Genomic DNA, 12206 nt, shown 5'->3' on the forward strand with positions numbered 1-12206 from the left:
ACGTCGTCAACCCCGGGCAGCGGCACCGCGTCACCGCCACCAGGGTCACTCGAACGGCATGCAGCCCTTGCGGAGCGCGCGGTGTGACGTTTCAGCACCGTACTGCGCACGGCGCAGTTTGCCCGGATTCCTCCGGAGCAGATTATGTGACCCCCCACTGATTCTTTACCGGCCGTGCCGCAACCTTCGCGGGCCTGACGCGGTAGTCACGTCGTGCGTCCGGCAGCCACCGCGCCCCGCCGGCGGACACGGCACGTCTGTCAGAAGAACCAGTCCCTCTCCGTAAAAGGAGCACCATGTCCCTCCCCCTCTCGCGTCGGATCGCCCGAGCCGCGCTGCTGGTCGCAGCAGGCGCAGCCCCCGTGGTCGGTGCGGCAGGCTCCGCGAGCGCCGTGGAACTGCCGAAGTCGTCCGACCTGGGCGGACTGACCGCAGTGGACACCGCGAGCCTTGCCGACACCGCCGACGGCGCGGTGCAGGGTGCCGGCGACCTCGCCGGCGAGACCGGCGCGAACGCCACCGAGGCCGGCAGCAAGGTCGTCCGCAAGGCCGTCCCGGCCCTGAGCAAGACCGCCGGCAAGACCGCGGGCAAGACGCTCGGCGAGACCGCTCCGGCCGCGAAGCAGGCCGCGGGCAACGCCGCCAGCGACACCGCGGACAGCGCGGGGGACATCCTCACCGACACCCTCCACACCGCCACCGAGGACGGCCTGCCGACCGACGGCCTGACCGACTCGCTGCCGGGCGACGGCCTGTCCACCGACGGCCTGACCGACTCGCTGTCCACCGACGGCCTGGCCCAGGCGGTCGGCGACAGCGGTCTGGCCTCGGACCTGCTGCCGACGAACGGGCTGCCCATCAGCTAACGGAACGCCGCACAGCGAAGCCCGGAGCGGACGCCTGAGGTACGGCGTCCGCTCCGGGCTGTCCGGCGGGTACGGAGCTACTGCCCCAGGCGCCGTACGGCCTTGTCCACCCGCTCGTCGGTGGCCGTGAAGGCGACCCGTACGAACCGCTCCCCGGCGCTTCCGTAGAAGTCGCCCGGCGCGACCAGGATGCCGCGCTTGGCGAGGTCGCCGACGGTGTCCCAGCACGACTCGTCGCGCGTCGCCCACAGGTACAGCGAGGCCTCGCTGTGCTCGACGCGGAAGCCGGCGGCCTCCAGGGCCTCGCGCAGGGCCGTCCGGCGGCGGGCGTAGCGCTCGCGCTGCTCGCCGACGTGCTCGGTGTCGCCGAGCGCCGCGACCGTGGCGGCCTGCACCGGCGCCGGGAGCATCATGCCGCCGTGCTTGCGGATCTGGAGCAGTTCGCCGAGGACCGCCGCGTCGCCCACGAGGAAGGCGGCGCGGTAGCCGGCCAGGTTGGAGCGCTTGGACAGCGAGTGGACGGCCACGATGCCGTCGTACGAACCGCCGCAGACGTCCGGGTGCAGGACGGAGACCGGGTCGGCCTCCCAGCCCAGTTCGATGTAGCACTCGTCGCTGAAGAGCAGGACGTCGTGCTCGCGCGCCCAGGCGACCGTACGGCGCAGCTCGTCGGCGCTCAGTACGCGGCCGGTGGGGTTGGACGGCGAGTTCAGCCACAGCAGCTTGAGGCCGGACGGGTCCAGCTCCCACGGGTCGTCGTAGACGACCGGCTCGGCGCCCGCCAGGCGCGCGCCCACCTCGTAGGTGGGGTAGGCCAGGCGCGGGTACGCCACGCGGTCGCCGGCGCCCAGGCCGAGCTGGGTCGGCAGCCAGGCGACCAGTTCCTTGGAGCCGACGACCGGCAGCACGTTGGTGTGGGCCAGGCCGGTGGCGCCGAGCCGCTCCCCGGCCCAGCCGGTGATGGCGTCGCGCAGGGCGGCGGTGCCCCACACCGTCGGGTAGCCGGGGCTGTCGGCGGCGTCCGTGAGGGCTTTTCGGATCAGCGCGGGCACGGGGTCGACCGGGGTGCCGACGGACAGGTCCACGATGCCGTCGGCGTGCGCGGCCGCCGTGGTCTTGTACGGCTCCAGCCGGTCCCAGGGGAAGACCGGAAGACGGGATGAGACGGTGCCCACGTTGCTCTCTTTCCTCACGTTCCTCTGGCCGCACAGGGCTGGAAACGCCTCGGCCCCGTGCGGCGTCGGCACCCCGGTCTCAGGAGACGGGGAGGCCGGCCGTACGGGACCGGGGCGGCGCCATGCGGCCGCTTACTGGTTCTGCGGCGGCAGCGCTGCGACGAAGGGGTGGTCGCGCTCGATCAGGCCCAGCTTGCTGGCACCACCGGGCGAACCGAGCTCGTCGAAGAACTCGACGTTCGCCTTGTAGTAGTCCTTCCACTCCTCCGGAGTGTCGTCCTCGTAGAAAATCGCCTCGACCGGGCAGACCGGCTCGCAGGCGCCGCAGTCAACGCATTCGTCCGGGTGGATGTACAAGGACCGGGAGCCCTCGTAGATGCAGTCGACGGGGCACTCCTCGATGCATGCCTTGTCCTTGACGTCGACACAAGGCTGCGCGATGACGTAGGTCACGCTGTCGTTCCTCCTCGGTAGGGCTGGCGGACCGATTGGCAGTTCCGCCGCGGGGCGCGCGGGAGCGCGGCGTCGTCGATGCCCGCACCTAGTATCTCCGTTCCCGGGCACGAGACGAACAAGAGGGGCGGGTAGAGCCGTGGAATTCACTACCGGCGGACGGCTGGAGGTCCACATCACCCGTGCTGACGTGGGCAAAAGGGTATCTGTCCGGCGCCTCGGCGGCGCCGGGGAGGGGGCCGCGAAGTTCACCGACACGGTCGGTGTCCTCACATCCTGGGACGCGGGTGTGCTGAGCATCACACGCCGGAACGGAGAGACCGTCCGGATCGCCGAGGCCACCCTGGTCGCCGGGAAGACGGTGCCGGCGGCCCCGGCCCGCCGCCGCTCCCCCGCCACGAGCGCGCCCGAACTGGACCGGGTGGCCGCCCGCGGCTGGCCGCCGGTGGAGAGCGAGTGGCTGGGCGAGTGGCAGTTGCGGGCCAGCGGCGGATTCACCCGGCGGGCCAACTCGGTGGCTCCCCTGGGCGATCCGGGACTGCCGCCCGCCGCCGCCCTGGAACGGGTGCGCGCCTGGTACGCGGAACGCTCACTGCCCGCGTACATACAGGTCAGTACGGGCGCCCCGGGCACCCAGGAGGACCTGGCGGCCGAACTGGACCGGCGCGGCTGGACGCGCGAGGTGACGGCGGAGCTGCGCACCGCCGCGCTGGCCCCCGTCGGCGACCTGGACGCGGACGTGTCCCGGGTGGCGCTCACCCGGGAGGCCGGGCCGGACTGGCTGCGCCGCTACCGGCGGTCCGCGGAGCCGGGGCCCGAGGTGCTCAAGGTCCTGCACGGCGGCCCGTCCGTGTGGTTCGCGAGCGTGCCGGACGACGCGGGGGAAGTGGCCGCGATCGGGCGGTGCGTGGTGGACGGCCGCTGGGCCGGCTTCGCGGCCGTCGAGGTCGGCGCGGGGCACCGGCGGCGCGGCCTGGCCTCGGCCGTGATGGCGGCGCTCGCCCGCAAGGCCCTGGACGAGGGCGCGTCGGCCGCGTACCTCCAGGTCGAGACGGAAAACCACGACGCCCGCGCGCTGTACGACGCGCTGGGCTTCGTCACCCACCACCACTACCACCACTGGCGCGCCTCCCAGGGAGGCCCGAACTGAACGGGTACGAACCTCGTATGCATCCGGACCCGGACCCGAACGGGGACGGCACGTCCGCCGAGCGGCGCCGGGAGTTCACCGAGGCCGCGCGCGACGAACGGCCGGACCTCGCCCGGCTGTGCCTGCTGATCGCGGCGGAGGCCGATCCCGCGCTGAACACGGCGGGCGTGGACGCGGCGCAGACGGAACTGGACGCGCTGGCCGGGCGGCTGCCGTACGCGCCGACGGGCGGCCCGCGCCCCTGGGCCCGCAACGTCGCCGAACTGCTCGGCGCGCGCCTCGGCTTCCGCGGCACGCCCACCGACTACCGGCGGCTGGAGTCGTCCCTGCTGCACGAGGTACTGCGGCGCCGAAGGGGCCTGCCGATCCTGCTGTCGGTGGTGTGGATCGAGGTCGCGCGGCGGGCGGGCGCCCCCGTCTACGGAGTGGCGCTGCCGGGCCATTTCGTCGTCGGCTTCGGCGACCCGTACGGCGCGCACGTCCTCGCCGACCCCTTCGACGGCGGGCGGCTGCTCACCGACGAGGACGCGGGGGTGCTGGTCGCGGGCGCGACCGGGGCGCCGCTGACCGAGCAGATGCTCGCGCCGGCCGACCCGCTGGAGATCGTGCTGCGCGTCCTGAACAACATCCGGGCGTGGGCGGCGGCCCGGCCGGAGCGCAGCGACGTGCAGCTCTGGGCGGTCGAGCTGTCCCTTCTGCTGCCCAGCCACCCGGCGCGGCTGCGCCACGACCACGCGCAACTGCTCGTACGGCGCGGTGACTTCCTGGGCGGCGCGGCCGGGCTGGAGGAGTACGCGAAGGTGGTGGAGGAGGTCGATCCGGCCGCCGCGGCGGCGGTGCGGCGTCAGGCGGCCGCGGCCCGCGCCATGCTCAACTGATCCCGGTCATCGCCCTGTCCCGGCCCCCGGACCGCGGCCGGCGGTCCCGGTCCTGCGGGGCGCCGGCCGCGGTGGCGTCCGCCGCCTCCGGCCGGGCGGTGTGCGGGGCACGGCGCACGATCAGGACGGTCGCGTCGTCCTTGAGCTGACCACCGGTGAACCGCTCCAGGTCGGCGCGGAGCGTACGCGCCAGCTCGTCCGGCTCCAGGTGCACCCAGCGGGCCAGGCGGTCGGCCAGCGGGTAGAAGGAGCCGTCGGCGCCGCGGGCCTCGGTCACACCGTCGGTGCACAGCACGATCCAGTCGTCCGCCACCGGTTCGACGGCCACGCTCTGCCGCGTCTCGTCGGTGAGCCGGCCCAGCCCCAGGGGCAGGCCGCCCTCGCCGTCGCTGCGCTCGGTGACCCGGCCGCCCCGTACGAGGTAGTACGGGATGTGGCCGCAGGAGAGCACTTTCGTGCCGTCCTCGCCGCGCACCTCCAGCAGCAGCGCGGTGACGAACCTCTCCTGGCCGCCGCGCTCGGCGGAGCGGACGTTGTAGCGGGCCAGCGCCTGCTCCATCCGCTCGGCGACGGCTTCGAGGCTGTCCTTGTAGTACGCCGCCTCCCGGAAGGAGGCCAGCACCTCGTGCCCGGCGCCGATCGCGGGCATCCCCTTGCCCTGCACGTCACCGATCACCAGCCGCAGCCCGTGCGGCGTCTCCACGGCTTCGTAGATGTCCCCGCCGACCCGGGCGCCCTCCTGCGCGGAGACATAGAACCCGTACGCCTCCAACGGCCCGGCGGTCAGCGGCAGCTCGCGCAGCATCTCCCGCTGCACGGCGTCGGCGACCATGCTCGTCCGGGCGTACAGCGCCTCCCGCTCCAGCCGCGTACGGCACAGCACCAGCGCGAACACGGCGACCAGCAGCGCCCCGAAGACCCCGACGACCTTGCTGGCCACGGACCACTCCGGCACCAGCCGCACCTGGATGAGCACCTGGCACAGCAGATACACGGCGGCCACCGCGCCGGTCCACCGGTAACTGCAGCGCAGCGCGGCGATCAGCGGCGCGATGCCCATGAACAGGGCGAAGTGGAGCTGCGGGCCGGTCCCCGCGTCCGCCAGCGTGATGGCCAGGGTCGCGACGATCAGCAGCACCGCCACACCGCGGTCACGTGCCGGGGAGCGCTGGAAAGTCATCACTCTTCCCAGCCTGCGCCCGCCGCCGCACCCCGCACAGGGTCGAAAGTCCTGGTGAGACGGGTGCGGGGGTGAGACTGCTCACCGCGCGGGACGGCCGCCGGGCGGGCTGCCGCGCCCGGCGCGGGGCCGCGGCCGGCGGGCTACAACCAGCCCTTGGCGCGGGCCGTGCGGGCGGCTTCGGCGCGGTTGCGGGCGCCCGTCTTCTGGATCGCGGTGGACAGGTAGTTGCGCACCGTGCCGTGCGAGAGGTGGAGGGCGGCGGCGATCTCGGCGTTGGTGGAGCCGTCCGCGGCCGCGCGCAGCACTTCGCACTCCCGGTCGGTGAGGGGGCTCGCCCCCTCGGACAGCGCCGCCGCGGCGAGCGCCGGGTCGATGACCTGCTCACCGCCGAGCACCCGCCGGACGGCGTCCGCGAGCCGAGCGGCCGGGGCGTCCTTGACCAGGAACGCGTCGGCGCCGGACTCCATCGCGCGGCGCAGGTAGCCGGGCCGCCCGAAGGTGGTGAGGATGACGACCTTGAGCGCCGGGAACTCGGCGCGCAGCAGCGCGGCGGCGTCCAGACCGCTGAGACCGGGCATCTCGATGTCCAGCAGGGCCACGTCCACGGGCTGTTCCCGCACCGCGCCGACCACCTCGTCACCCCGCGCGGCCTGGGCCACGACCTCCATGTCGGGTTCCAGCCCCAGCAGCGCGGCCAGCGCCTCACGGACCATGGACTGGTCCTCGGCGAGGAGGAGGCGGACTTTCTTCACGGGCTGCTCGCCGTGCGGGTCAGTCATACGGCCACCCTAGCCAGGCGGGGAAAATCGCAGGTCAGCGGGGTTCGGCCAGGGGTCGGCAGGAGGTGGGGCGGACGGCGGGCAGCGGGAGGCAGGGGCGGCGGGTCAGGAAGTCGGGCGGGGTCAGGCAGGTCAGATGTAGTAGCGCTTGTGCTGCGGTGTCGGCTCGAAGGTCTGCCGGCAGCCGGAGCACCACCAGTGCCAGGTCTCCTGTGCCCGGCCCGAGTCGCTGGTGTCCTTCCACAGGCGGCGCCGGTCGCGGCAGGCCGGGCAGCCGGGCGGGGCGGGGGGACGGATGACGGCCCTGGGGTCGATGGGTGGCATGGCGCCAGCCTGCACCGCGCGGCGCGCCGGTGCGCCGGATCCCGCGCCGGGCCACTCCTTCGGGCGGAGCGGGGGCGGGGGCACGCGTGCGCCGGAGCCTCCGGTGCGTACGGCCGTACCGTACGAGCGCCGGGGCGTGCGGCTTCGCGCGCGCCCTTCCTCACGCCTCCGACGGGCTGTGCCCGGCGGGCTGAACGGCGGAGCCGGACACCGGCAGGCTGCCGAGCGGCACGTAGGCGCGCAGGGCGAAGCCGCGGCCGCGCGGCGCGGTGCCCGTCTCCAGGCGGCCGTCGGCCAGGGCGAGCCGCTCGCGCAGACCGCTCAGGCCGTTCCCGTCGTGGCCGCCGCCGCGCGGTGGCCCGGTGCCGTCGTCGATGACGGACAGGCACAGGAACCGCCGTTCGTCGGCCTCCCACTCCTCCGTGAGCAGCACCTCGCAGCGGTCGGCGCCGCTGTGCCGCACGACGTTGGTGACGGCTTCCCGCAGCGCCCAGGCCAGCGCGCCCTCCCCGTCCTCGGCGAGCCCCCGGTGCTCCTGTTCCACGGCCGGGTCGATGTCCGCCGTGATCGCCGCGGTGCGCAGCGCGGCACGGGCCCCGGCCAGTTCGACGACCAGGCGGGGGCGCCGGTAGCCGGTGACGGCCTCGCGGACGTCCACCAGGGCCTGGCGGCTGACGCGTTCGATATCGGCGACCTGCTGGGCCGCGCGGTCCGGTTCGGCGGGCAGCATCCGCCCGGCCAGTTCGCTCTTGAGCGTGATCAGGGAGAGCGAGTGGCCGAGGAGGTCGTGCAGATCCCGGGCGAGCCGCAGCCGCTCCTCGTTGGCGGCGAGCCGCGCGACCTCCTCCCGCGCCTCACGCAGCTCCTTCGTCGTACGGATCAGATACTGCACGCCGACCATCGCGAACCCGCTGAGCAGGCAGGGCAGGGCGTACGCGAAGAGGTAGACCCGCACGCCCTCGTGGCGCAGGCCGATCAGCACGAGGACGCCGGTCAGGGCGGGGATGGCCCACCGCGAGGTGCTGAACGGCTGGGTGACGGCCACCGAGACGCACACGAAGGTGAAGAGCACCAGCCAGTTCGGCCCGAGGACCGAGGCCAGCAGCACGGCGAGCGCCGCGATGAAGGCCACGGCCGCCCGGACCGCCCGGTCCTTGCAGGGCCGGTGGGCCATGTGCCGGAAGAGCACGACGAAGTAGACGGCGACGAACGTCAGGAGACCGAAGCAGCCCAGCAGCTCGTGCGCCGGGGACAGCCCGCCGTCGGCCAGGTCCCCGATCGGACCCGCCAGGTACAGGAACCAGATGACGACCCAGGCGCTCTTCACCAGCGCCTGCCGGCGGGTGCGGGGCGCCGAGCCGATCATCACCGGGTTGTGTTCGGTCTCCGGACCCTTCATGCCGTACGCGTGTCCTTCCGGTAGAGCCAGCCCGCGCCGCCGGCGAAGACGATCAGGTAGCCGACGAGGATGGCCAGGTCCTTGGCGGCCGGGGCGTGGCCGCCCTCGATGGCCGTGCCGAGCGCGGCGTACGCGTGGGTCGGCAGCCACTCGGCGATGTTCTGCACCCACTCCGGCAGGATCGTCAGCGGCATCCACAGCCCGCCCAGGAACGCCAGCACGAAGTAGATCATCATCGCGATGGGCCGGACCGCGTCACCGCTGGCCAGGTAGCCGATGGCGACGCCGAGGGCGGCGAACACGAAGCTGCCGAGCCAGGTGGCGACGAGGATGGCGATCCACTGCCAGGCTTCCAGTCGTACCCCCTTGACCGTGGCGGCGACGAGCATGACCAGCACGATGGACGGCAGGCTGACCGTCGCGGCGGCGCCCATCTTCGCGGCGACGTAGCCACGTCCGGGCAGCGCGGTCAGCCGGAGCTGCCGCACCCAGCCCTTCTCGCGCTCCTTGGCGATCGCCTCGCTGTTGCCGATCAGTACGGCGGTCATCGCGCCGAACGCCGCCATGGCGACCATGAAGTACAGCGGCATGTCCAGCTCCATGCCCGGTATCGGCTTGCTGTCGGCGCCACCCGCGATGATCAGGTAGAGCACCGGCGGGTAGATCACCGAGAAAAACATGAACTTCTTGTTCCGCAGCGAGCGGACGATCTCCAGCTTGATCAGGGTGGTCATCGTGCCGCCTCCTCGGCGGTCGCTGCGTCGGTGATGGCGATGAACGCCTGCTCCAGGCCGAGTCCGGCCACTTCCAGGTTGCGCGGGTACAGGCCGAGGCCGTACGCGGCGTGCATTGTCGCGTCGGCGTCCTCGGACTGGATACGCACGGTACGCCCCGAGACCTCCAGGGAGGTCAGCCACGGCAGCCGGCGCAGCGCCTCGCGGTCGATCGGCCCGTCCAGGTCGAAGGTGACCCGGCGGGCACCGGCCCGCGCCTTGATCTCGGCGGCCGTGCCGTCGGCCAGCACCCGGCCGCGGTGCAGCACGATCACCCGGTCCGCGACCTCGTCCGCCTCTTCGAGGTAGTGGGTGGCGAACAGCACCGTACGGCCCTGCCGGGCCTGGGTCCGCATGGTGCCCCAGAACGTCTGCCGGGAGGAGACGTCCATGCCGGTGGTCGGCTCGTCCAGCACGATCAGATCGTTGGCGCCGGCCGTGGCGAGCGCGAAGCGCACCCGCTGCTCCTGGCCGCCGGAGAGCTTGTCGACCATCCGGTCGGCGATCTCGGTGATCCCCGCGGCGTCCATGATCTGCTCGACCGGGTAGCCGCCGGGGTGCAGGTCACTGGCGAGCCCGACCAGCTCACGGACCTTCACGCCGGTCATCAGGCCGCCGCTCTGCAGCATGGCGCCGACCTTGCCCTGCTCGATGGCGCGCTGCGGGCTCGTCCCGAAGAGCGACACGGTCCCGGCATCGGCGTTGCGCAGGCCCAGGAGAAGGTCGAGGGTGGAGGACTTGCCGGCGCCGTTGGGGCCGAGGAGGGCGACGGTCTCGCCCGGGTACAGCTCCAGGTCCAGGTCGGCCACCGCCCGGACGGCGCCGTAGTTCTTGCTGACTCCCCGGAAACTGACCACGGGCGCGGGACCCGCCCGGCGCCCGGCGGGCCGTTCTGTGGTGGTGGCTGTGCTCGTCATGTGTTCCAGCTTCACAGTGGGGCGGTGGCCCGCGGCAGTGTCGGCTGTCGCAACTACGGGGTGACAGATGTCATGGGGGTGGCCCGTGAGGGGCGCCTCGGGGGGGCTCCGATGGAGTCGGCCCGGGGCGCCCGTCGGCGGTCCCGCCGGGGCCCCTCGGGGGCTCCGGCGGTGCCTGCCCGGGGCGCTCACCGGTGGCCCCGCCGGACCGGCCCGAGGTGCCAAGGGGCGGCCCCGTTCGAGGGCCCTCAGCGGCGGTGGTCCCGGCCGGGCTGGATCAGCCCGGCACGCTCATGCGCTGCGTGCCGACGACCGACAGCAGCCGCAGGGCCTCGGCCGACGGCGAGCCGGGGGTGGCGGTGTAGATGAAGACGCGCTGGTCCCGGTCGGTGATGTCCAGGACGTCACAGCTCACGGACAGGGGCCCGACGAGGGGGTGCTCGAAGGTCTTGCAGAGGGTGGCCCGGGCGGTCACGTCGTGGGCGGCCCAGATCCGGGCGAATTCCTTGCTGCCGGCGAGAAGCTCCTCGACCAGGCCGGTCACCTCCGGATCGTCGGGGTAGCGGGCCGCGGCGGCGCGCAGGTGCTGGGCCGAGGTCCGGGCGAACGCGGCCGCGTCCGAGACCCCGTACAACGGCCGGCCGTTCGGATGCGGGCCGAGGAAGGCACGCCGGACGAGGTTGCGGTCCCGGCGCGGGAGGGCGGAGAAGTCCTCCATCAGGGCGGCGGCCAGGTCATTCCAGGCGATGACCTCGTACGTCGCCGACACGACGACCGCCGCGGCCTCCGGCAGCCGCCGCAGCAGGTCGACGACGCTCTGCCGTACCTCGCGCGACGGCCCCGGCCGGGGGCCGGGCGGGGCGCCGGCGAGATGGTGGAGGTGGTCGCGCTCGGCGTCCGACAGGCGCAGCGCGCGGGCGAGCTGGGCCAGCACCTCCCGGGAGGGGCGCGGGCCGCGGGCCTGCTCCAGCCGCGTGTAGTACTCGGTCGAGATGAACGCCAGGTGCGCCACCTCCTCGCGGCGCAGCCCCGGAGTGCGGCGGCGCGCCCCGGCGGGCAGTCCCACGTCGGCGGGGGTGATGCGTTCGCGCCTGCTGCGCAGGAAGTCGCCGAGTTCTCGTCGTACGTGTCGGTCCACCTCACCAGTGTGCGCGGGCGGCGGACGGCCCAGCCAGGTACAGCCGGTGCCTGGCTGAGCGGGGCGGCCGGCCCCAGGCTCGTCGGCATGAACAACACACCGACCCTCTCCACCACGACCTCGGGCCTGCTCACCGGCAAGGTCGCCTTCATCACCGGGGCCGGTCGCGGCATCGGCGCCGCGGCGGCGCGGCTGTTCGCCCGGGAAGGGGCCAGGGTGCTCCTCGCCGCACGGACAGAGGTTCAGCTCAAGGCGGTGGCCGAGGAGATCCGGGCGTCCGGCGGCACCGCGGACCACGTGGTGTGCGACCTGGCCGACGCGGCGAGCGTCCGCGCCGCCGTCGACCGGGCCGTGCACCTGTACGGCCGGCTCGACGTGGCCTTCAACAACGGCGCGACGGGGCAGCCGCCCGGCCCGATGGACCAGTTGTCGGAAGCCGACTTCGACCTCGTCAGCGCCGTCGACTTCAAGGGTCCGTGGCTGGCCATGACCGCCGAGGTCGCCGCCATCCGCGCCACCGCGGGACGCGGCGCCATCGTGAACACCTCCAGCGTCGGCAGCCTGCTCGGCAATCCGCAACTGCCCGCCTACGGCGCGGCGAAGCGGGCGGTCAACAGTCTCACCGCGTCGGCGGCCGTCACCTACGGGCCGGAGGGCATCCGCGTCAACGCCGTCGCGCCCGGCACCACGCTCACCGAGATGCTGCACGAGTGGGACGAGAAGTCACCCGGCACCATCGAGCAGCTCAACCGGCAGACGCCGCTGGGCCGCGCCGCCGCCCCGGAGGAGATCGCCCAGGCCGCCGCCTGGCTGCTCAGCGACCGCGCCTCCTACGTCACCGGCACGGTCCTCCGGGTCGACGGCGGCATGCACGCCTGAGCCGGACCGGAGTCCGGCCTGGGTCGGCGGGCCTCCTCGCGTCGCGCCCGGCCGAGGCCCGGTGCCGAAGCGCTGCGGCGGCGGGCGGCCCGGTGGCGGCGGTCGCCCCGCCCCGGCCGGGCCGATGCCGCGTCGCGGGCGCCGCCCGGAACGACGTCGAGCCGGACCCGTACGACGTACCGGGTCCGGCTCGACGTACCGGGTCCGGCTCGACGTACCGGGTCCGGCTCGACGTACCGGGTCCGGCTCGACGTACCGGGTCCGGCTCGACGTACCGGGTCCGGCTACGTAC

At 73.8% G+C, this 12206-nt stretch carries 13 protein-coding genes; 4 read left to right on the forward strand and 9 right to left on the reverse strand.

Translation table 11 applies throughout. The features are described 5' to 3' along the window. Positions 1-296 precede the first annotated feature (296 nt). A complete protein-coding gene (locus ACH4EB_RS27535; protein WP_398350507.1) occupies positions 297-866 on the forward strand; it encodes an ATP-binding protein in 570 nt (189 codons plus the stop codon). A gap of 77 nt (positions 867-943) precedes the next feature. Here the strand turns inward: ACH4EB_RS27535 and dapC are convergent, their stop codons facing one another. Continuing rightward, a complete protein-coding gene (gene dapC / locus ACH4EB_RS27540) occupies positions 944-2041 on the reverse strand; it encodes a succinyldiaminopimelate transaminase (protein ID WP_398350509.1) in 1098 nt (365 codons plus the stop codon). Between the two features lie 132 nt (positions 2042-2173). Then, on the reverse strand, positions 2174-2494 hold the full coding sequence (gene fdxA, locus ACH4EB_RS27545) for a ferredoxin (RefSeq protein ID WP_019058397.1): 321 nt from the start codon (positions 2492-2494) through the stop codon (positions 2174-2176). Between the two features lie 139 nt (positions 2495-2633). Here fdxA and ACH4EB_RS27550 point away from each other — a divergent pair, with 139 nt between their 5' ends. Both ACH4EB_RS27550 and ACH4EB_RS27555 read left to right on the forward strand, forming a co-directional pair. Next, positions 2634-3644, forward strand: coding sequence for a GNAT family N-acetyltransferase (locus tag ACH4EB_RS27550; protein ID WP_398350511.1), 1011 nt, complete (start codon positions 2634-2636; stop codon positions 3642-3644). Between the two features lie 17 nt (positions 3645-3661). Next, the gene (locus ACH4EB_RS27555; protein ID WP_398350512.1) at positions 3662-4522 is read left to right on the forward strand and encodes a tetratricopeptide repeat protein; all 861 of its coding nucleotides are present in this window, start codon (positions 3662-3664) and stop codon (positions 4520-4522) included. Here the strand turns inward: ACH4EB_RS27555 and ACH4EB_RS27560 are convergent. From ACH4EB_RS27560 to ACH4EB_RS27590, 7 genes are all read right to left on the reverse strand, one after another. After that, entirely contained in the window at positions 4515-5702 is a 1188-nt protein-coding gene (locus tag ACH4EB_RS27560; protein WP_398350513.1) for a PP2C family protein-serine/threonine phosphatase, read from the reverse strand. The genes ACH4EB_RS27555 and ACH4EB_RS27560 overlap by 8 nt on opposite strands. Positions 5703-5845: 143 nt before the next feature. Next, positions 5846-6484, reverse strand: coding sequence for a response regulator transcription factor (locus tag ACH4EB_RS27565; RefSeq protein ID WP_398350514.1), 639 nt, complete (start codon positions 6482-6484; stop codon positions 5846-5848). 132 nt (positions 6485-6616) lie between these two features. Then, entirely contained in the window at positions 6617-6808 is a 192-nt protein-coding gene (locus ACH4EB_RS27570; protein ID WP_398350515.1) for a hypothetical protein, read from the reverse strand. 160 nt (positions 6809-6968) lie between these two features. After that, positions 6969-8207, reverse strand: coding sequence for a sensor histidine kinase (locus tag ACH4EB_RS27575; protein ID WP_398350516.1), 1239 nt, complete (start codon positions 8205-8207; stop codon positions 6969-6971). Then, positions 8204-8941 carry an ABC transporter permease gene (locus tag ACH4EB_RS27580; RefSeq protein ID WP_398350517.1) on the reverse strand — a complete coding sequence of 246 codons (738 nt, stop codon included), beginning with the start codon at positions 8939-8941 and terminating at the stop codon, positions 8204-8206. The genes ACH4EB_RS27575 and ACH4EB_RS27580 overlap by 4 nt, the downstream gene beginning before the upstream one ends. Then, complete coding sequence (locus ACH4EB_RS27585; RefSeq protein WP_398350518.1) at positions 8938-9897, reverse strand: ABC transporter ATP-binding protein; 960 nt, start codon at positions 9895-9897, stop codon at positions 8938-8940. The genes ACH4EB_RS27580 and ACH4EB_RS27585 overlap by 4 nt, the downstream gene beginning before the upstream one ends. A 277-nt stretch (positions 9898-10174) precedes the next feature. After that, the gene (locus ACH4EB_RS27590) at positions 10175-11035 is read right to left on the reverse strand and encodes a helix-turn-helix transcriptional regulator (protein ID WP_398350519.1); all 861 of its coding nucleotides are present in this window, start codon (positions 11033-11035) and stop codon (positions 10175-10177) included. 87 nt (positions 11036-11122) lie between these two features. Here ACH4EB_RS27590 and ACH4EB_RS27595 point away from each other — a divergent pair, with 87 nt between their 5' ends. After that, positions 11123-11914 (forward strand): SDR family NAD(P)-dependent oxidoreductase, encoded by a 792-nt coding sequence (locus tag ACH4EB_RS27595; RefSeq protein WP_398350520.1) that lies wholly within the window; start codon positions 11123-11125, stop codon positions 11912-11914. Positions 11915-12206 lie beyond the last annotated feature (292 nt).

Source organism: Streptomyces sp. NPDC018045 (assembly GCF_044327445.1).
GTDB lineage: Bacteria > Actinomycetota > Actinomycetes > Streptomycetales > Streptomycetaceae > Streptomyces.